This window comes from Pseudomonas sp. LTJR-52, assembly GCF_003691465.1.
GTDB classification, from domain to species: Bacteria; Pseudomonadota; Gammaproteobacteria; order Pseudomonadales; family Pseudomonadaceae; genus Chryseomonas; species Chryseomonas luteola.
In genome coordinates this window covers 657,483-677,495 of sequence record NZ_CP033105.1, presented here as the reverse complement: position 1 = coordinate 677,495, position 20,013 = coordinate 657,483, and the positions used below count along the sequence as shown (strand labels likewise).

Below are 20,013 nucleotides of genomic sequence, written 5' to 3'. Positions count from 1 at the left end.
CAATCCCTCTGGAGGAAAACATGTCGAAGGCGGTTCAACTGATCAAAGAAAACGACGTGAAGTGGATAGACCTGCGCTTCACGGACACCAAGGGAAAGCAGCAGCACGTTACTATGCCCGCTCGCGACGCCCTCGATGAAGACTTCTTCGAACACGGCAAAATGTTCGACGGCTCCTCCATTGCTGGCTGGAAAGGTATCGAAGCTTCCGACATGATCCTAATGCCGGACGACAGCACCGCCGTGCTGGATCCGTTCACTGAAGAGCCGACCGTAATCCTGGTCTGCGACATCATCGAACCGTCCACCATGCAGCCTTATGAGCGCGATCCCCGTGCTATTGCCAAGGCCGCTGAAGAGTATCTGAAGTCCACCGGTATCGGTGACACTGTATTCGTAGGTCCAGAGCCCGAATTCTTCATCTTCGACGAAGTGAAGTTCAAGTCTGACATCTCCGGCTCCATGTTCAAGATCTTTTCCGAGCAGGCATCCTGGAACACTGACGCTGATTTCGAAAGCGGCAACAAGGGCCACCGTCCAGGCGTCAAGGGCGGTTACTTCCCGGTTCCGCCGGTCGACCATGACCACGAAATCCGTACGGCCATGTGTAATGCGCTGGAAGAGATGGGTCTGGTTGTTGAAGTTCACCACCATGAAGTGGCGACTGCCGGCCAGAACGAGATTGGCGTGAAGTTCAACACGCTGGTAGCCAAGGCGGACGAAGTCCAGACGCTGAAGTACTGCGTACACAACGTCGCTGATGCCTACGGCAAGACCGTAACCTTCATGCCGAAGCCGCTGTATGGCGATAACGGCTCGGGCATGCACGTTCACATGTCTATCTCCAAGGAAGGCAAGAATACGTTCGCAGGCGAAGGCTATGCCGGCCTGTCCGATACTGCCCTGTACTTCATCGGCGGCATCATCAAGCATGGCAAGGCCCTGAACGGCTTTACCAACCCGTCCACCAACTCCTATAAGCGTCTGGTTCCCGGCTTTGAAGCACCGGTCATGTTGGCCTACTCGGCTCGCAACCGTTCCGCCTCGATCCGTATCCCCTACGTTTCCAGCCCGAAAGCCCGCCGTATCGAAGCGCGCTTCCCGGACCCGGCGGCCAACCCTTACCTGTGCTTCGCTGCACTGCTGATGGCGGGCCTGGATGGTATCCAGAACAAGATTCACCCTGGCGATGCTGCCGACAAGAACCTGTACGACCTGCCGCCAGAAGAGGCCAAGCAGATCCCGCAGGTATGTGGCAGCCTGAAGGAAGCACTGGAGTCCCTGGACGCTGACCGCGCGTTCCTGACCAAGGGTGGCGTCTTCACTGATGAGTTCATCGATACCTATATCGAACTCAAGAGCGAAGAAGAGATCAAGGTTCGCACCTTCGTTCACCCGCTGGAATACGACCTGTACTACAGCGTCTAAGCCACCGGTTGTACAGCAGAGGCCTCCTTCGGGAGGCCTTTTGCTTATGGGCGCTTGTCATAAGGGCCTGTCAGTGCAACGCTTATGACTTACCTCTTTCTTCATGTGACGCCAGTGTCACCCTAGGAACAGATATGCGCCTGCTGTTCGCCAGCCTAGTGCTTGCCATGACCTTGCCTGTTCACGCCGAAATCTATCGTTCGGTAGGCCCGAATGGCCAAACAGTCTTCAGCGACCAGCCGCCAGCGAATGCGCCTGCCGAACGGGTCGAACTGCAGCGCCCCAACACCGTGAAAGCCGAGACGCCGGCGTCGACCGCGTCCTCTCCGTCCCCGCCCGATACGGGCGCAGCCACGAGTCAGCCTTATCAAACCCTGCGCCTGGATGCGCCTGACGATGAAGCGCTACGAGCGAACAATGGCACTTTTTCCATCAGCGCGACCATAACGCCTGCCCTGTCGCCCGGACATGAACTTCGCCTGCTGGTGGATGGGCAACCTTATGGTGAGCCGACCCGAGCACCTTTTTTTCATCTGACTAACATAGACCGTGGCACACACAGCCTGGCCATAGAGGTGGTCGAAGGTACACGTGTCGTACAACAGAGCGAGCCCGTTGAGATCACGGTGCAACGCATCAGCCTCAACAGTCCGAGTCGTTGATCCTTACCAATGCGCTTCATTTATCTGCTTGTACTACTCTTCCTGACGCAGCCGACCTTTGCAGCCGTGTACACCTACACCGATGCCGAAGGTAACCGCATCTTCACAGATAGCCCTCCAAAGGGCATCAAGGCCAACCCTGTCACGATTCAGCCTTCCAACAGCATGCCGTCGCCTGCTGCACCACGCACGATCAAGCTGTCACCCTCTAATCCGGATATTCGTAAACCGGTGCAGCCATCCGCCCCACCGCCACCTGCTCAGATCGCGTCCTACCAGATGCTGCGCATTCTTGTACCGGAGCCGGACGCTACGATTCGGAGCAATGCCGGTGAGCTGATCGTAACAGCCACCAGCGATCCAGAACTGATGCCTACTCATTTCTACCGGCTGATTCTGGACGGCCAACCCGCAGGAGCCCCTGGGCGCAGTCCGGTATTTCCACTTGAAAACCTGGATCGGGGCACGCATCAGATCGCTGTGGAGATCGTTACGGAAGGCGGCGTCGTCGTCGAGCGTACACCCAGCCAACCTTTCCATATGAAGCGCATGTCGCTGTCTCAGCGGCGTCTGGCCAACCCCTGCAAGGACGGTGAGTGGGGCATTCGTCCCGAATGTCCGCTTTCTGAAAAACCCGAAGAAGAATAAAGCGCTAGCCCCCTATGCACCATATAAGTGCAATACTGTAGGCCGCACCAAAACGAGACATCCTGAGTAGCCAGAAAACAGCTTAAGGCTACGTGCAGTGCACAGGTTATGGGCTTGCCCTAACACAGGGCAGCCTATTTACGTAGCTTGGTTTGTTTCTTGCATTTTCATGGGTCGTCACATCAAAGCTGATTCGCCATGCCTACGGAAATGATGCATCGTCTGCTGCTGGATAACCTTACGACGGCAGTCATTCTACTCAACGCCGAGCTGCGCCTTGAGTATATGAATCCGGCAGCTGAAATGCTGTTGGCTGTCAGCGGTCAGCGTAGCCACGGTCAATTCATCAGTGAATTGTTCACCGAGTCGCCGGAAGCGCTCCAGGCCCTTCGTCAGGCAGTGGAGCACTCGCACCCGTTTACCAAGCGTGAAGCACTGCTGGTGTCCACTACAGGCAACAACCTGACGGTGGATTATGCTGTTACGCCTGTGCTCAGCCCTTCTACTACCTACCTGTTGCTGGAGGTGCACCCTAGGGACCGTCTCCTGCGGATTACCAAAGAGGAAGCCCAGCTTTCCAAACAGGAAACGACCAAACTGCTGGTTCGCGGGCTTGCCCATGAGATCAAGAATCCCCTTGGAGGTATCCGTGGCGCTGCGCAACTCCTCTCTCGGGAGTTACCGGACGAGTCCCTGAAGGATTACACGAACGTCATCATTGAGGAGTCTGACCGCCTGCGCAACCTAGTGGATCGCATGCTCGGCTCCAACAAGCTGCCCAAACTGGCACGTACCAATATTCATGAGGTGCTAGAGCGTGTTTGCAGTCTGGTGGATGCCGAAAGCCAGGGTGGTATCTCTCTGGTACGAGATTACGATCCGAGCATTCCGGACCTCCTTATCGACAAGGAGCAGTTGATCCAGGCAGTCCTTAATATTGTGCGAAACGCCATGCAGGCCATTTCCGAACACAATGAGCTGCGCCTGGGGCGTATCACGCTGCGGACGCGTGCGCTCCGCCAGTTCACTATTGCCCATATTCGCCATCGGTTGGTGTGCAAGGTCGAAATCATCGATAACGGCCCGGGTATTCCTGCCGACATGCAGGAAACCATCTTCTATCCGATGGTCAGCGGTCGCCCAGACGGGACCGGTCTGGGCTTGGCCATCACGCAAAACATCATTTCTCAGCACCAAGGCCTTATCGAGTGCCTGAGTCAACCTGGACACACTGCCTTCAGTATTTTCCTGCCGTTGGATAAGGAGCCTTTATGAGCCGTTCGGAGACCGTCTGGATCGTCGACGACGACCGTTCCATTCGCTGGGTACTAGAAAAGGCCCTTCAGCAGGAAGGCATGACGACCGTTGCCTTTGAGAATGCGGACAGCGTCATGAATCGGCTCGGCCGCCAGCAGCCGGATGTCATCATTTCCGATATTCGCATGCCTGGCGCCAGTGGCCTGGACTTGTTGTCACGCATTCGGGAGGTTCACCCTCGTCTGCCTGTGATCATCATGACGGCACATTCGGATCTCGACAGCGCTGTCGCCTCCTATCAAGGGGGCGCGTTTGAATACCTGCCCAAGCCGTTCGACGTCGACGAGGCCGTCGCGTTGGTCAAGCGCGCCGGCCAGCATGCCCAGGAACAGCAGGGATTTGAGGAGCCCGCTCACCTGACGCGAACGCCGGAAATCATTGGTGAAGCGCCGGCAATGCAGGAGGTGTTTCGCGCCATCGGCCGGCTCTCCCATTCCAACATTACGGTTCTGATCAATGGCGAGTCGGGCACAGGCAAAGAGCTGGTTGCCCATGCCCTGCACCGCCACAGCCCGCGCGCGGCTGCGCCTTTCATCGCGCTGAACATGGCAGCCATTCCCAAGGACTTGATGGAGTCCGAGCTGTTCGGCCACGAAAAAGGGGCCTTCACAGGCGCGGCCAACCAGCGTCGAGGCCGTTTCGAGCAGGCCGATGGCGGAACCCTGTTTCTCGATGAGATCGGGGACATGCCAGCCGATACCCAGACGCGCCTGCTGCGGGTCTTGGCTGATGGTGAGTTCTATCGCGTAGGGGGCCATACTCCAGTCAAGGTGGATGTCCGCATCATTGCCGCAACCCACCAGAACCTGGAGGGTCTGGTCCGGGATGGCAAGTTTCGCGAGGACCTGTTTCACCGCCTCAACGTGATTCGTATCCACATCCCTCGTCTGGCTGATCGCCGGGAGGATATTCCAGCACTGGCCCGGCATTTCCTGGCAAGAGCGGCGCAAGAGCTGGCGGTAGAACCCAAGACGCTAAGACCGGAAACCGAGGAGTACATGAAGGGCCTGTCCTGGCAAGGTAACGTCCGGCAACTGGAAAATACCTGTCGCTGGATCACGGTGATGGCGTCCAGCCGGGAGGTATTGATCGATGACCTGCCGCCGGAACTCCTCAGCCAGCCGCAGGATGCGCAACCCGCTGCCAACTGGGAACAAGCCCTGCGTCACTGGGCGGATCAGGCATTGACTCGTGGACAGTCAAGCCTTCTGGACAGCGCCGTGCCTGCTTTTGAGCGAATCATGATCGAGACCGCGCTCAAGCATACCGCCGGCCGCCGTCGTGATGCCGCGGTTCTCCTGGGCTGGGGACGCAACACGCTGACCCGGAAGATCAAAGAGCTGGGCATGAAAGTCGATGGCCCCGATGAAGAGGGTGAAGACTAAGCCCTATAGGCTAAAAGGCGTCTTAAACGGCGCTTTTTTATGCCTGAACTTTTCGTCCAGAAAATTATGAAAAGTTGGCACGCCGCCTGCTATGTACTTGGTAACCAACCTTTTTGGGGACCTCGGTACAGGCAGGCTGGGGAATCCCCTTTTTATTTCAAGACCACCTTCGGGTGGTCTTTTTTTTGCTCTGAGATAAAAGGCTACTTCTCAGGCCTTTAAAATCAATAGGTTACAGATACAAAGCTGAAACCCTTCAATTGCACTGGCTTTACAAGAAACACAGCACCATAAAAGAAGAATTATGTTTAGCACTCAAGGCTTGCACCAAAAATGTGCATCACTTGAAATTTGCCTTAATTGTGCGCACGTTTACTGGCCAGCTGAGATCAGTGGAACCTCAATGACCAATTCCCAGTGGTCGCCTTCCTTTTTGTCCAAGTGGTCCTGAGTAGCCAGGGCTCCTCCTAGTCCAACTACAAGCACGTTGACGTCCTTGCCCTGCTGAGTGACTGACCAGGAAAAGCTGCGTGACTCTTTTGTCTTTACCTGAGCACTTTGATTGCCGCCTATCAGACTTATGTTGGGCAAACGCAGATTCAACGCGCCGTCTGGGCGATAACGCTCATACTGAAGGGACTTGTTCAAGGACAGCACCAGACGATACATAGGCCTTCCAGAGCCTTCGTCAACGTACTCTGCAGCCTGAGCCACGCGTACCTGAGGAACGATTGGCTGCCGAGGCCCTACATCGCCATGATAGATCCGGCCGACCATCAGCCCGAACAGCAGCCCGCCTAGTGACATGGCACCCAACCACACCAGGAGGCGGCGATTGCGAGTCTGTAGCTCACGGCGTAGCTCTTCAGGATCATCCACCCGTTGGAGTTCTCTTTCACGAGCAGCCTTGGCTTCGCGTACCTCGAGAAACAGACGGCGTACGGCATGAAACAGACGACTCAACATGCCTCCGTTCCGCAACCAGCCCATATCCACCGTACGAAGCAGCAGCCATTGTCGCCGGGTGGCGTTACCATACCGCTCTTTATTCCTGTGTTAGCTACCATGTTTGACGTCATTCTGTTCGAGCCGGAAATTCCGCCCAATACGGGCAATATCATTCGCTTGTGTGCCGTTACCGGCTGCCGTCTGCATCTGATCGAGCCACTTGGCTTTGCGCTTGACGACAAAAAGCTGCGTCGCGCCGGGTTGGACTACCATGAGTGGTCGACCGTGCGGTGTCACGCATCGTTGTCAGCTTGTATAGCAGATTTACAACCCCGTCGGCTGATGGCCTTTTCTACCAAAGCTACACAGTCCTATGCCGATGTCCGCTATGAAGTAGGCGATGCCCTGCTGTTTGGTCCCGAGAGCCGCGGGCTGCCAGCCGAGGTGCGTGATGCCCTTCCCCACGAGCACCTGCTACGCCTGCCCATGCTGCCGGGTCGCCGCAGCCTCAACCTCTCCAACGCGGTAGCCATTACCGTTTACGAGGGCTGGCGCCAGCTGGGCTTTTTCATGCCGGAATAAATCATTGCGGTATAAAAAAACGCCCCGAAGGGCGTTTTTTCTACAGCGTAGATCAGGCCTGACCTGCAGTCTGCATGCGCGACAGCTCTTGAGCGTACAGCGCATCGAAGTTCACCGGCGACAGCATCAGCGCCGGGAAGGAACCACGCACGACCATGCTGTCCAGTGTTTCACGTGCATAAGGGAACAGGATGTTCGGGCAGAAGGCGCCCAGCGCATGACTCATGGAAGAGGCATCCAGACCCTTGATCAGGAAGATACCGGCCTGTTGTACTTCAGCAACAAAAGCGGTGTCTTCACCATTCTTCACCGTTACGGTCAGCGTGAGGACGACTTCGTAGAAATCTTCGTTCAGCGCCTTCTGGCGGGTGGATAGATCCAGGTTGACGTTTGGCTGCCAGTCCTGACGGAAGATGTCCGGGCTCTTGGGCGCCTCGAAAGACAGGTCGCGAATATAGATACGTTGCAGGGAGAACTGAGCGCCTTCTTCAGTCTGCTGCGCTCCGTTTAGGTTATCAGTCATGACAGAACCTTATTGTTTATCGGTTAATTCAGGCAGAGAGGAGCGGGTCGAGACGGCCTGAGCGCTCGAGCGCATACAGATCGTCGCAGCCACCCACATGGGTTTCGCCAATCCAGATCTGCGGAACACTGGTCCGGCCGGCCTTGCGTGTCATTTCACTGCGCACTGCAGGCTGGCCATCGACGGCAATTTCTTGGTACTTCACACCTTTACTGTCGAGCAGGTGCTTGGCTCGATGGCAGTAAGGACACCAGGCACTGGTGTAGATGATGACTTCAGGCATGAGAGTACCTCCTGTCCGACAATTAGTTTTTCACGAGCGGCAGGTTTTCCCCACGCCAGGTAGAGAGACCTCCCGTCAGCCGGGCCGTAGTGAATCCGGCCTGTTGTAGCGGCGTACAGGCAGCGCCGGCCTGCTGACCATTGCTGTCGACAACGATAAGGGTCTTATCCTTGTGCTTCTCCAGTTGGGACAGGCTGCTGGCCAGTTTGTCCTGAGGAATGTTCACTGCACCGACGATATGACCAGTAGCGAACTCCTTCTTCGGACGAATGTCCAGCACAATGCCCTGCTCTGTATTGAGAAGCTTGGTCAGCTCCGCCGTTGACAGGCTGCGCCCGCTACGACGTGTCTCGTGTATCAGCAGAAGGATCAAGAGCACCAACAAGGCGCCAACAAGCAAGTAATGGTGAGTGGCGAACTCGATCAGCCGGGAAACGAATTGCATGGCACGAAGTATCCGGAGTCAAAAAATGCTGGCCAGTATACACACGCGACCTCATGCACCATACCCTGCATGCGTGGCGTCGCTAGGCGTTTGGCAGTTACACTTCAGATAACCGTTGCCTTTCGAAACAGCGCTAACAAGAGTCCGAAATCATGGCATTCACACCCAAACCTCTGGTCCTGATCATCCTCGACGGCTTTGGCCACAGCGAGGAAACCAAGCACAATGCCATTTATGCGGCAAAAAAGCCGGTCTGGGATCGCCTGCTGGCGACACAGCCCCATGGTCTGATCTCCGGCTCCGGCATGGATGTGGGCCTGCCTGACGGCCAGATGGGCAACTCCGAGGTAGGACACATGAACCTGGGAGCCGGCCGTGTGGTGTATCAGGATTTCACCCGTATTACCAAGGCCATCCGCGATGGCGAGTTCTTCGAGAATCCGGTCATTGGCGAAGCCGTCGACAAGGCAGTCGGCGCAGGCAAGGCCGTCCATATCCTGGGCCTGATGTCCGATGGCGGCGTCCATAGCCACCAAGACCATCTGGTTGCCATGGCAGAGCTGGCGGCCAAGCGTGGCGCCGAGAAGATCTACCTGCACGCCTTCCTCGACGGTCGCGATACACCGCCCAGGAGCGCCCAGAGCTCGATCGATCTGCTAGACGCCACCTTTGCCCGCCTGGGCAAAGGTCGTATCGTGTCGCTGATTGGCCGCTATTTCTCCATGGACCGCGACAATCGCTGGGACCGCGTATCCGCTGCGTATAACCTCATTACGGACGGCACCGCGGAATACCATGCGGCAACGGCCACCGAAGGCCTCAACGCAGCGTACGAGCGCGGCGAGAGCGATGAATTCGTCAAAGCAACGACCGTCGGGACTCCCGTCAAGGTGGAAGACGGTGACGCCGTGGTCTTCATGAACTTCCGTGCTGACCGCGCCCGTGAACTGTCCCGTGCGTTTGTCGAGCCGGACTTCAAGGAATTCCCCCGTACCCGGACGCTAAACCTGGCAGGCTATGTCATGCTGACCCAATATGCTGCCAGCATTCCTGCACCCAGTGCCTTTGCCCCGGAAAGTCTGAACAATGTCCTGGGTGAATACCTAGCCAAGAACGGCAAGACTCAGCTGCGGATTGCCGAAACCGAGAAATATGCGCACGTCACGTTCTTTTTCTCGGGCGGTCGGGAAGAACCCTTCGAGGGCGAGGAACGTATCCTGATCCCCTCCCCCAAGGTTGCCACCTATGACATGCAGCCTGAAATGAGCGCCCCGGAAGTTACCGACAAGATTGTCGATGCGATTGAAAACCAGCGCTACGACGTCATCATCGCCAACTATGCCAATGGCGACATGGTGGGCCATACCGGTGTATTCGAGGCGGCAGTCAAAGCAGTGGAATGTCTGGACGCCTGCATGGGACGCATTGTGGAAGCGCTGGACAAGGTCGGCGGCGAGGCCATCATTACGGCGGACCACGGCAATGTCGAGCAGATGGAAGATGAATCCACGGGTCAGGCGCATACTGCGCATACCACCGAGCCGGTTCCGTTCGTTTATGTAGGCAAGCGCTCCGTTCACATTCGTGAAGGCGGTGTACTGGCCGATGTAGCGCCCACCTTGCTGACGCTTATGGGTATGGAGCAACCCAAGGAGATGACCGGTCGTACGATCGTTACCGTGAATTAAATATCACGGCCTGCTCATTTACCCGATTGGTAGTATCGTTGTGTCCCTGAGGACTCAGCGGTACTTCTGATCATCAACCAATAAAAGAGCACCTAGTCATCTACGGCTCGTCTCGCCGTTTTTTTTGCTAGCCGCCCCGTGCATACTAGGGCGCTTCCTCATGGGATATTTGTTACTCGATGCTTCGCGCCCTTACCCTCGTTCTTCTTGCATGCCTGCTTACTCCGGCCGTGGCCGATCAGCGCGAGGATACCCAGCGCCAGTTGGAAGCCACCAAGCGTGATATCGCCGAATTACAGAAGCTCTTGCAAGGCATCCAGACCGAAAAGTCCGGCGTGCAAAAGCAGCTCAAATCGACCGAAACGGAGATGGGCGACCTGGAAAAGCAGGTCAAGGATCTCCAGGATCAGTTGGATCAAGGTCAGGAGAAGCTGAAGAAGCTAGATGACCAGAAAAAAAAACTCGATCAGTCACGCCTTGAGCAACAAAAACTGATCGCTATTCAGATTCGTGCCGCTTATCAAAGCGGCCGTCAGGAATACCTGAAGTTGCTCCTCAATCAGGAGCAACCGGAAAAGGTCAGTCGCACCCTGACCTACTATAACTATGTCAATCAGGCCCGCCTCGACCAACTCGCGACATTCAACGACACCCTGAAACAGCTAGCCGGGGTAGAGAGTGACATTCGTAACGAGCAATCGCAGCTGACCGCTCAGCAAGCCGCTTTGCAGGAGCGGCAGGACAAGCTGGCCGAAGTCCGCAAGGCACGCCAGGAGACCCTGGCCAAGCTGAACAGCGACTACTCCGACCGCAACCGTGCGCTGCAATCGCGTGAGCAGGATCAGGCAGAGCTCGGCAAGGTCCTGAAAACCATTGAAGAAACACTGGCCCGCCAGGCCCGTGAGGCCGAGCAGGCTCGCCAGCGCGCACTGGCACAGGCGCGGGAAGCGGAAGAGCGTAGTCGCGCAAGCAGCAAAACGACACGGCCAACGAACACACCGGGCCTTGCGGTGTCTAGTTCTGCACCAGGCTTTGGCGGTCCGTTTGCCAGCGCACAAGGCAAGCTGCCTTGGCCTGTGAACGGTCGCCTGCTGGCACGCTTTGGCAGTCCGCGTGGCGATGACCCGCGCGCCAAATGGGATGGTGTACTGATTTCAGCCAGCGCAGGCACCCAGGTACACGCTATTCATGCGGGCCGGGTAGTGTTTGCCGACTGGTTACGAGGAGCCGGACAGCTGGTGATCATTGATCACGGCAACGGCTATCTCAGTTTATACGGGCATAATCAAAGCTTGTTAAAGAGTGCAGGTGATCAGGTCAAGGCGGGCGATGCGATTGCAACCGTCGGGACCAGCGGAGGTCAGGACACCCCTGCCCTCTATTTCGCCATACGTCAGAAGGGTCGTCCGTCGGATCCGCTTACCTGGTGCCGTGCCCAGGGTTAGTGCCGGACACATTAGGAGCTACGCATGCCGCATTGCTTTCGTCTCACCGCCTTGGCTTTCTCGCTGATAGGGCTGAGTGGCGTTTCAACCGCCTGGGCCCAGCAACAGACGCCAGGAGAAGTGCCCGCCGCGGTGACTCCGGTTGATGGGACAGCAGCGCCACTCAACAGCGCCCCGCTTCCACTCGAAGAGCTGCGTACGTTCGCCGAAGTGATGGATCGTATCAAGGCGGCCTATGTCGAGCCGGTGGATGACAAAACTCTGCTCGAAAACGCCATCAAGGGCATGCTGAGCAACCTGGACCCGCATTCGGCATACCTTGAACCCAAGGATTTTGCAGAGCTTCAGGAAACCACCAGCGGCGAATTTGGTGGTCTGGGGATTGAAGTGGGTCAGGAGGACGGTTTCGTAAAAGTGGTCTCCCCTATTGATGACACGCCGGCTGCCAAGGCCGGTATCCAGCCGGGAGACCTGATCGTCAAGATCGATGGCCAGCCCACCAAGGGTCAGTCCATCAGCCAGTCCGTGGACAAGATGCGCGGCAAGATTGGCAGTCCAATTACCCTGACTATCGTACGCGGCGGTGGTCGCCCCTTCGATGTCAAGCTCAACCGGGCCGTCATCAAGGTCAAGAGCGTCAAGGCGCAACTGCTGGAGCCTAACTACGGCCTGCTGCGCATTTCGCAGTTCCAGGTAAACACGGGCGATGAAGTAACAAAGGCCTTCCAGCAGCTTCGCAAAGAGAACAAGGGCAATAAGCTCAACGGCCTGGTGCTCGACCTGCGAAACAACCCCGGCGGCGTCTTGCAGGCCGCTGTCGAGGTTGCAGATGCCTTTATGACCAAGGGTCTGATCGTCTATACAAAGGGTCGCATCCAGAACTCCGAGCTGAGCTTCTCGGCCGACGCGGCTGACCCCAGCGAAGGTGTTCCGCTGGTCGTCCTAATCAATGGTGGCAGCGCGTCGGCGGCGGAAATCGTGGCGGGCGCTCTGCAGGATTCCAAGCGCGGAATCCTGATGGGTACGGATACGTTCGGTAAAGGCTCGGTGCAAACAGTTCTGCCGCTTAACAACGACCGCGCACTCAAATTGACCACAGCGCTGTACTTCACACCCAAGGGCCGATCCATTCAAGCGCAGGGCATCACCCCTGATGTGGCGGTCGCACCCGCCAAAGTCACCCCGGAAGACAATCCTGAGTTCTTCAAAGAAGCTGATCTGGCCGGCCACCTGGGTAATGCCAACGGCGGTCCGGACCGTCCTACCGGTAGCAAGGCGCCCAATCAGACGCCCCGCCCGCAGGATGATGACTTCCAGCTATCCCAAGCCCTCAGCCTCCTCAAAGGGCTGAGCATCACGCGCAATCAGTGATCAGGCGTTGGATTGGCTCGCTCCTGCTGCTCGCTCTGGCAGCTGGAGCCGCTGCGGCTGAGCCACCACGCCTGAGCATCGTAATCGATGACCTGGGACAAAACCTCCCCCAGGATCGTCGCGTTCTTGGTCTGCCCGGGCCGGTGACCCTGGCCATCATGCCGGGCACACTCCACGGCGCGACACTGGCTCGCGAGGCCCACAAAGCAGGCCGTACGGTCATTCTGCATCTGCCTATGGACCCTGCGGGTGGCCCCTTCGCCTGGCACCCGGAGCTTTCCGGTGAGGAGCGCCTCAAGCGCCTCGAAAACGCCTTGGCTACAGTCCCCTATGTCAGCGGGGTCAACAACCATGAAGGTAGTCGGATGACGGCTGATCGCCCGGCCATGAGCCAGCTCATGCAAACCCTGCAGGCCAAATCGCTGTTTTTCCTCGATAGCCGTACCAGTGCAGCCACGGTTGCAGCCGCCGAAGCTCAGAAGATTGGGCTGGCGAGCCTTTCCCGCGATGTATTCCTGGACAATGTAAACCAGGCTGATGCAATCGCAGCGCAATTGCAGGAAGGCGTCAGGCTGGCACGCAAGCAAGGCACGGCCGTTCTGATTGGTCATCCTCGTCCAGCCACGCTAAGCGTTCTGGAGCGCGAGCTGCCCACTTTGATCGCTAATGGCATCGAGATTATCGATGTCGAGCAGATGATTGCTCTGCGTAGCAATAGAGCCATGGCCGGTCATGGCAAGAATGGTGTGTACCGCTGAAACAAAAAACCGGAGCCCAGGCTCCGGTTTTGTTACAGGGCCCCTGAAGGGTCACAGGTAGTTATTGGTAATCTGATCGACTACGCCTTCCTTGCGCATCTCGTCCAGCGTCTTCTGTAGCTTGGCAACTACATCATCCGGCGTATCCTTGTTAACCGCCAGGTACAGGTCTGCCTCATCGATAACCAACGCGGTTTGCAGATCGGACACCCCTTCCTGTTTGGCCAGATACCGAGCCACAACATCGGTCGTTGCCCAGAAGTCGATTTCGCCCCTCTCCAGCTTGCCGACGTTTTCCTGGTCGCGAAGGGACTCGGTAAACGGAATCTTCTTGTCAGCCAGGATCTGGCTGACCGCCGAGCTCTTGTAAGTACCGATCCTGTATTTGTTCGCACCTTCCAGGCTGGTCAGTTTGATGGTGCTGGCGGTGGTCGACACCAAGACTTTACGCGTCTTGCCGAGGGGCCCTACCCATTTGAACTGCGACTCGCGGGCAGGTGTACGAGACGTGGAGAACAGCGCGTAATTGGGGTTTTCCAGCGTCAGGTTATAAAGTCTGTCCCAAGGGAAACGCAGGGAAAGGGAGTACTTGATTCCGGCGCGCTTGAACATCTCACGGACGATATCCGTGCTGATGCCGTCGATCCCATCATCCTTGGCGAAATTCTTTTCGTCGACAGCCATATTGAATGGCGGGAAATTCTCAGTCAGCAGGACCATCGAGTAATTGTCGGAAACCGCAGCCTTTGCTGCGCCTGCTCCCAATAACAACCCCAACATCACCACACGCAATATCGACTTGGACATCACTTCAGCTCCTTGTTTCTTATAACTGCTATGCCACCGGCAAAGGCACAATCGAATGCTTATTTAAAGGTAATGCTCCAGGATGCGCTGGACTTCACCATCCTTGCGCATCTGCTCCAGTGCGTTTTGCAGTTTTTGCACCACATTGTCAGGTGTCTGCTTGTTCAAGGCTAAAAAGAGCTGGCTTTCGTTAAAGCGCAGAACGGTCTTGAAGTCAGTAACCCCTTGTTGACGCGCCAGAAAACGGCCCGCAGGATCGCCGGTGGCCCAGACGTCAATCTGCCCTGCCTGAAGCTTTTGAACGTTTTCCTGATCCCGCAGTGAGAGGTCTGGGTTTATGCCTTGCTTCACTAAACTTTCGGCGATCGCGTCACCTTTATAGGCGCCAATGCGCAAACCCTGACGCTTTACGTCATCCAGGCTGCCAATTTTTAGCGATGAGTCCGCACGGGCAAGCAGAATCCAGTCATCAGGTCCTATCGGCCCCACCCACTTGAAAGAATCTTCCCGCTCGGGGAGACGAGCCGTCACGAAAACGCCGTAGCCAGGCTGCTCCAGTGCGGTCTTGTAGATACGCTCCCAGGGAAAGCGGAGCGTCATCGAGTAAGCAACTCCGGCCCGCTTACAGGCCTCCCGGACGATATCCACGGCTATTCCGCTCAGGCTTTCCTCCTGTGCGAAGTTCTTGCCATCGACCGACATGTTGTAAGGGGGAAAATTTTCTGTCAGCAGATCAATACGATTGTTGGCACTGGCTGCCTGGGCGCCCCCAGCACTCACCATCAACACACTGACCCAAAACGCCATGACAACGTTGAACATGGACACGCCTCCTGCTTTGTTTTGGGCAATTTCTTTAACAGGAAGCGTGCCAAGTGTGACGCAAATCTCTATTTATCGGACCACAATACCCCGTTCAGCCATATAGGCCTTGGCTTGAGGCACGCTGTATTCTCCAAAATGGAAAATGCTGGCAGCCAATACCGCCGAGGCCTTGCCTTCCAGAATACCGGCAGCCAGGTGCTCAAGATTACCGACACCACCTGATGCGATAACAGGAATATTGATGGCCTCACTGATGGCACGTGTCACGCCAAGGTCGAACCCGCTCTTGGTGCCGTCCTGATCCATGCTGGTCAGCAGGATTTCACCCGCTCCCAAGTCCTCCATCTTGCGTGCCCAGGCAACGGCGTCCAGCCCGGTCGGCTTACGGCCACCGTGGGTAAAGATCTCCCAGCGCGGCGTTTCGCCCGGTGCCGAGACCTTCTTGGCATCGATGGCGACAACGATGCATTGCGAGCCAAAACGGTCTGCGGCTTCTCCGACGAACTCGGGCGTAAAGACTGCTGCAGTATTGATCGAGACCTTGTCTGCACCCGCATTGAGCAGGTTACGAATATCCTGCACGGTACGAACGCCACCGCCCACGGTCAGCGGAATGAACACCTGACTCGCCATACGTTCGACCGTATGCAGGGTGGTATCGCGGCCCTGGTGGCTGGCGGTGATATCCAAAAAGGTGATTTCATCTGCGCCCTGCTCATTGTAACGACGGGCAATCTCTACCGGATCTCCGGCGTCACGGATATTTTCGAATTTGACGCCCTTCACCACGCGGCCATTGTCCACGTCGAGGCAGGGAATGATTCTCTTGGCAAGTGCCATACGGTATCCCTCGTCTGTCGGCTGTCTTATGCCTGATAACGATCGCATAGGGCCTGAGCCTCTGCGACGTCCAACGTGCCTTCGTAGATCGCGCGACCGGTAATGGCACCGATGATACCGGGTGCCTTGGCATCCAGCAGATTCTGGATATCGCCCAGGTTATGGATACCGCCCGATGCGATGACAGGAATTCGGGTAGCGTTTGCCAGCGCGGCAGTAAACGGTACGTTGCATCCCTGCATCATGCCGTCACGGGCAATATCGGTGTAAACAATCGCCGAAACGCCGTCTGCCTCGAAGCGCTTGGCCAGATCGATTACCTGTACCTGACTGACTTCCGCCCAGCCATCAGTCGCCACGAAGCCGTCTTTGGCATCCAGCCCAACGATGACCTTGCCTGGAAAGGCTCGGCAGGCTTCAGCCACGAATGCTGGCTCTTTTACGGCTTTGGTGCCGATGATCACGTAGCTCACGCCAGCCTTTACATAGTGCTCGATGGTTTCCAATGAGCGGATACCGCCACCGATCTGGATAGGCAGGGAGGGATAGCGCTTGGCGATCGCGGTAACCACTTCACCATTGACCGGCTGGCCTTCGAACGCTCCATTAAGATCAACCAGGTGCAAACGACGGCAGCCGCCTTCGACCCACTTGGCCGCCATGCTTACAGGATCGTCGGAGAAAACCGTGGAATCTTCCATACGGCCCTGGCGCAGACGCACGCAGGCGCCATCTTTCAAATCAATCGCAGGAATAATCAGCATAGATCTCTACCCAAGGCATTCGGGGCGGCCTGCATGGCACAGGTTCAGCACCAGGAATGCGTTCGCTAATGGTGATAAAACGCCACGGGTTGGCTTTGCTTGCGCTCAAGCCTTGCCATGGCGGCTAGTACAGTCAGCCAGGCTTACCAGCGGCCATCCCAGGCAACGAAGTTCTGGTAGAGCTGCAAACCGCAGGTTGCGCTCTTTTCGGGATGGAATTGCGTGGCAAAGCGCGGACCGTCAGCCAAGGCGGCGGTAAAGTCCACGCCATAATGGCCTCGGCCGGCTACCTGGCGAGCGTTGGCGGCTTCGATGTAGTAGCTGTGCACAAAGTAGAAGCGGCTCTGGTCTGGAATACCATGCCAAAGCGGATGATCGAGGGTATGCGCCACCTCGTTCCATCCCATGTGCGGGACTTTAAGCTTTTCACCATTCTCTACCATATCGGCAGGGAAGCGGCGCACCCGACCGGGAAACAGGCCGATACAGTCAACACCGTTGTTTTCCTCGCTGGTTTCCATCAAGGCCTGCATACCTACACAGACACCCAGGAAGGGACGATCCTGGCTGACTTCGCGAACCAGCACATCAATGCCCAGGCGGCGGATCTCAGCCATACAATCGCGGATAGCACCTACGCCCGGCAGGACGATGCGGTCTGCCTCCCGAATGACCTGCGGATCACCCGTGACCAGCACGCGTGCGCCGCCTGAATATTCAAGCGCCTTGGCAACCGAGTGCAGGTTGCCCATGCCATAGTCGATGACTGCTACCGTCTGCATCAGAGGCACCCCTTGGTAGACGGCATCTGTCCAGCCATGCGCTCGTCCTGGCTGACTGCCATGCGCAGCGCGCGTCCAAACGCCTTGAAGACCGTCTCGATCTGGTGGTGAGTGTTGATGCCACGCAGGTTATCCACATGCAGCGTTACCTGCGCATGGTTGACGAAGCCCTGGAAAAACTCGATGAACAGATCGACGTCGAAGCCTCCGACCGTAGCCCGGGTAAACGGTACATGCCAGTGCAGACCGGGACGCCCGGAAAAATCGATGACGACCCGGGACAGGGCTTCGTCCAGTGGCACATAGGCATGTCCGTAACGGTAGATGCCTTTCTTGTCGCCAATGGCCTGGGCAAAGGCCTGACCCAGCGTGATGCCCACGTCCTCAACGGTATGGTGATCGTCGATATGCAGGTCGCCCTTGCAATGGATGTCCAGGTCGATCAACCCGTGGCGGGCGATCTGATCCAGCATGTGCTCAAGAAAGGGAACCCCGATGTCGAATCGGGCTTGCCCGGTGCCATCCAGATTGATGGATACCTTGACCTGGGTTTCCAGGGTATTGCGCTCGACGGCTGCCTTGCGTTCGGCCATTACCTGCTCCGCGAAATGAGAGGGCAAAAAAGGGTAAACAGTATAGAAGCCATAGCCAGGAAGCAGAAGCCGTGAAAGGCACCTAAACGCAAACGAGAGGAAGGATGGGACGAGTGGCGGGAAACGCGGCAGGCATTGCACCTGCCGCGAGCGGTATCTCTTAGCCGAACAGCACAGCCGTTTTGCCCAGGGTAATGAGAACACCCCATGCCAACGGAATGACGACCACAGCCCAGGCCAGAATGACCCAAGTCTTGCTGGATGGGTCAGCCGACCATTCGATCACTAGATTGTCGAAGTTGTTGTCGTTGCTCTTGGAACGCTCAACAGCCAGCTCGGCCTCGGTCATGAAGTGCTTGTCTGCCACCGGGCGTACCAGCAGGTTACAGATAAAGCCGAGGATCAGCAGGCCCGACAGGATATACAGCGTAGTGTCATAGACAGCTGCACGCGGAACCCCCAGGCCCAGCTGGTATTCACGCAGGTAGTTCACCAGCACCGGACCAAAAATACCGGCAGCGGCCCAGGCCGTTAGCAGACGACCATGGATCGCCCCCACCATCTGCGTACCGAAGAGATCCGCCAGATAAGCCGGCACGGTAGCGAAGCAGCCGCCGTACATGGACAGAATCAGGCAGAACGTGAACACGAACAGCGCTACGCTGCCCATGTGGCTGGTCCATGGAATGATCGCGTACAAGGCAAAGCCCAGCGCAAAGAACACGAAAAACGTGATCTTGCGACCGATAAAGTCCGAGAACGATGCCCAGAAGAAACGACCGCCGATGTTGAACAGACTGAGCAGGCCAGTAAAGCCGGCAGCGATCGTGGCGATCTGCGCCAGCTGATCCTTATTCAGGTCATTGAAGCGAATACCGACGTTGATCAGGCGACCACCGAATACTTCCTGCAGCATGGGCGATGCCATACCCAGGATACCGATACCAGCGGAAACGTTCAGACAGAGTACCGCCCACACCAGCCAGAACTGGGGCGTGCGCCAGGCCTTGCTGACATGCACGTGACGGCTGGTGATCATGTCATTGCCGGTCTTTTTCAGCGAAGGCGACCATCCTTCCGGACGCCAGCCAGGCGGCGGTACACGGTACGCAAGCGCGCCACCTATCATGAAGACAAAATAGACGCCGGCCAGGACCAGGAAGCACTGCCAGACACCAACATCTTCAGCTGTTGCGAAATGGCGCATCAGCATGTCGGCCAGGGGCGCACCGACCATCGCACCGCCGCCGAAGCCCATGATCGCCATGCCGGCCGCCATGCCCCGCTTGTCGGGGAACCACTTCATGAGTGTCGAAACTGGCGAAATATAGCCAAGCCCCAGCCCAATCCCCCCGATCACACCAGCCCCCAGCCAGAGCAGCCAGATGTGGTGGGTGTACACGCCCATGGCCGAGATCACCAGACCGCCGCACCACAGGAATGCCGACACGACGCCTGCCTTGCGAGGACCGGCGTGCTCCAGCCAGCTACCGAAAAAGGCAGCCGAGCAGCCTAGGAACAGGAAGAACAGGGTATACATCCAGCCTAACTGGGAGATTTTCCAGTCGCAGCCCGTGGCGAAAAGCTGATCGAAAAAGCCCATGGTGGGCGCGCAGGCAATGGGTGCATCAATGCCAACGGCACGAGACAGCGGCAACCAGAATACGGAGAACCCGTAGGCCATGCCGATACACATATGAATGGCCAGTGCTGCTGGCGGTACCAGCCAGCGGTTGAAGCCATGGGTGGCGACGATCCGTTCCTTGGATAGGAAAGCGGGACGAGCGGAAGTGCCGCTCTGTGTGAGCGTAATGCTCATGAGAAATCCCCTATATGAAGTGTTGACGACTCGCTGAAGTGTTCGCAGAAAAGACCGGGCATTCCCCAACGCACCGTTTTTTTCAAAAACGCGAACGAATT

21 protein-coding genes are annotated in these 20,013 nt (G+C 57.0%); 10 read left to right on the top strand and 11 right to left on the bottom strand.

Going from position 1 to position 20,013, the window contains the following annotated elements; genetic code table 11:
• The first annotated feature begins 20 nt into the window (after positions 1 to 20).
• The 5 genes from glnA (at position 21) to ntrC (ending at position 5,439) form a co-directional block, all read left to right on the top strand.
• The gene (glnA, locus tag EAW52_RS03125; protein ID WP_010796128.1) at positions 21 to 1,427 is read left to right on the top strand and encodes a glutamate--ammonia ligase; all 1,407 of its coding nucleotides are present in this window, start codon (positions 21 to 23) and stop codon (positions 1,425 to 1,427) included.
• A gap of 134 nt (positions 1,428 to 1,561) precedes the next feature.
• A complete protein-coding gene (locus EAW52_RS03120; protein ID WP_122041378.1) occupies positions 1,562 to 2,089 on the top strand; it encodes a DUF4124 domain-containing protein in 528 nt (175 codons plus the stop codon).
• A gap of 9 nt (positions 2,090 to 2,098) precedes the next feature.
• The gene (locus EAW52_RS03115) at positions 2,099 to 2,737 is read left to right on the top strand and encodes a DUF4124 domain-containing protein (RefSeq protein WP_010796130.1); all 639 of its coding nucleotides are present in this window, start codon (positions 2,099 to 2,101) and stop codon (positions 2,735 to 2,737) included.
• A 198-nt stretch (positions 2,738 to 2,935) separates the two neighbouring features.
• Positions 2,936 to 4,012, top strand: a complete 1,077-nt coding sequence (gene glnL / locus EAW52_RS03110) for a nitrogen regulation protein NR(II) (RefSeq protein WP_074827128.1) — start codon at positions 2,936 to 2,938, stop codon at positions 4,010 to 4,012.
• On the top strand, positions 4,009 to 5,439 hold the full coding sequence (ntrC, locus tag EAW52_RS03105) for a nitrogen regulation protein NR(I) (RefSeq protein WP_019367298.1): 1,431 nt from the start codon (positions 4,009 to 4,011) through the stop codon (positions 5,437 to 5,439). The genes glnL and ntrC overlap by 4 nt, the downstream gene beginning before the upstream one ends.
• 372 nt (positions 5,440 to 5,811) lie before the next feature.
• Here the strand turns inward: ntrC and EAW52_RS03100 are convergent, their stop codons facing one another.
• Positions 5,812 to 6,405, bottom strand: a complete 594-nt coding sequence (locus EAW52_RS03100) for a hypothetical protein (protein ID WP_122041377.1) — start codon at positions 6,403 to 6,405, stop codon at positions 5,812 to 5,814.
• Positions 6,406 to 6,504: 99 nt separating this feature from the next.
• Here EAW52_RS03100 and EAW52_RS03095 point away from each other — a divergent pair, with 99 nt between their 5' ends.
• On the top strand, positions 6,505 to 6,969 hold the full coding sequence (locus EAW52_RS03095) for a tRNA (cytidine(34)-2'-O)-methyltransferase (protein ID WP_026004158.1): 465 nt from the start codon (positions 6,505 to 6,507) through the stop codon (positions 6,967 to 6,969).
• A gap of 52 nt (positions 6,970 to 7,021) precedes the next feature.
• Here EAW52_RS03095 and secB read toward each other — a convergent pair whose 3' ends face one another.
• The 3 genes from secB to EAW52_RS03080 are packed head-to-tail and all read right to left on the bottom strand — an operon-like array spanning position 7,022 to position 8,220.
• Positions 7,022 to 7,492, bottom strand: a complete 471-nt coding sequence (gene secB, locus EAW52_RS03090; protein WP_010796135.1) for a protein-export chaperone SecB — start codon at positions 7,490 to 7,492, stop codon at positions 7,022 to 7,024.
• A gap of 28 nt (positions 7,493 to 7,520) precedes the next feature.
• Positions 7,521 to 7,775 (bottom strand): glutaredoxin 3, encoded by a 255-nt coding sequence (gene grxC / locus EAW52_RS03085; RefSeq protein WP_010796136.1) that lies wholly within the window; start codon positions 7,773 to 7,775, stop codon positions 7,521 to 7,523.
• A gap of 22 nt (positions 7,776 to 7,797) precedes the next feature.
• Positions 7,798 to 8,220, bottom strand: coding sequence for a rhodanese-like domain-containing protein (locus EAW52_RS03080; RefSeq protein ID WP_010796137.1), 423 nt, complete (start codon positions 8,218 to 8,220; stop codon positions 7,798 to 7,800).
• 152 nt (positions 8,221 to 8,372) lie between these two features.
• Here EAW52_RS03080 and gpmI point away from each other — a divergent pair, with 152 nt between their 5' ends.
• The 4 genes from gpmI to EAW52_RS03060 all read left to right on the top strand — a co-directional run bounded on the left by gpmI (position 8,373) and on the right by EAW52_RS03060 (position 13,482).
• Positions 8,373 to 9,908, top strand: a complete 1,536-nt coding sequence (gene gpmI / locus EAW52_RS03075) for a 2,3-bisphosphoglycerate-independent phosphoglycerate mutase (protein WP_122041376.1) — start codon at positions 8,373 to 8,375, stop codon at positions 9,906 to 9,908.
• A 179-nt stretch (positions 9,909 to 10,087) separates the two neighbouring features.
• Entirely contained in the window at positions 10,088 to 11,353 is a 1,266-nt protein-coding gene (locus tag EAW52_RS03070; RefSeq protein WP_074827134.1) for a murein hydrolase activator EnvC, read from the top strand.
• A 24-nt stretch (positions 11,354 to 11,377) separates the two neighbouring features.
• Positions 11,378 to 12,724 carry a S41 family peptidase gene (locus EAW52_RS03065; RefSeq protein WP_122041375.1) on the top strand — a complete coding sequence of 449 codons (1,347 nt, stop codon included), beginning with the start codon at positions 11,378 to 11,380 and terminating at the stop codon, positions 12,722 to 12,724.
• Positions 12,721 to 13,482 carry a divergent polysaccharide deacetylase family protein gene (locus EAW52_RS03060; RefSeq protein ID WP_122041374.1) on the top strand — a complete coding sequence of 254 codons (762 nt, stop codon included), beginning with the start codon at positions 12,721 to 12,723 and terminating at the stop codon, positions 13,480 to 13,482. The genes EAW52_RS03065 and EAW52_RS03060 overlap by 4 nt, the downstream gene beginning before the upstream one ends.
• A gap of 51 nt (positions 13,483 to 13,533) precedes the next feature.
• Here EAW52_RS03060 and EAW52_RS03055 read toward each other — a convergent pair whose 3' ends face one another.
• From EAW52_RS03055 to EAW52_RS03025, 7 genes are all read right to left on the bottom strand, one after another.
• Positions 13,534 to 14,289: an ABC transporter substrate-binding protein gene (locus EAW52_RS03055; RefSeq protein ID WP_122041373.1), complete on the bottom strand. Its 756-nt coding sequence runs from the start codon at positions 14,287 to 14,289 to the stop codon at positions 13,534 to 13,536.
• Between the two features lie 63 nt (positions 14,290 to 14,352).
• The gene (locus EAW52_RS03050; RefSeq protein WP_122041372.1) at positions 14,353 to 15,111 is read right to left on the bottom strand and encodes an ABC transporter substrate-binding protein; all 759 of its coding nucleotides are present in this window, start codon (positions 15,109 to 15,111) and stop codon (positions 14,353 to 14,355) included.
• 72 nt (positions 15,112 to 15,183) lie between these two features.
• Complete coding sequence (gene hisF / locus EAW52_RS03045) at positions 15,184 to 15,954, bottom strand: imidazole glycerol phosphate synthase subunit HisF (RefSeq protein WP_010796144.1); 771 nt, start codon at positions 15,952 to 15,954, stop codon at positions 15,184 to 15,186.
• Positions 15,955 to 15,980: 26 nt separating this feature from the next.
• A complete protein-coding gene (hisA, locus tag EAW52_RS03040) occupies positions 15,981 to 16,718 on the bottom strand; it encodes a 1-(5-phosphoribosyl)-5-[(5-phosphoribosylamino)methylideneamino]imidazole-4-carboxamide isomerase (protein ID WP_122041371.1) in 738 nt (245 codons plus the stop codon).
• A 143-nt stretch (positions 16,719 to 16,861) separates the two neighbouring features.
• Entirely contained in the window at positions 16,862 to 17,500 is a 639-nt protein-coding gene (hisH, locus tag EAW52_RS03035; RefSeq protein WP_122041370.1) for an imidazole glycerol phosphate synthase subunit HisH, read from the bottom strand.
• Positions 17,500 to 18,093 carry an imidazoleglycerol-phosphate dehydratase HisB gene (hisB, locus tag EAW52_RS03030; protein ID WP_010796147.1) on the bottom strand — a complete coding sequence of 198 codons (594 nt, stop codon included), beginning with the start codon at positions 18,091 to 18,093 and terminating at the stop codon, positions 17,500 to 17,502. Before hisB ends, hisH begins: the two co-directional genes overlap by 1 nt.
• A 160-nt stretch (positions 18,094 to 18,253) precedes the next feature.
• Positions 18,254 to 19,912: an OFA family MFS transporter gene (locus tag EAW52_RS03025; RefSeq protein ID WP_122041369.1), complete on the bottom strand. Its 1,659-nt coding sequence runs from the start codon at positions 19,910 to 19,912 to the stop codon at positions 18,254 to 18,256.
• Between the last annotated feature and the right edge of the window lie 101 nt (positions 19,913 to 20,013).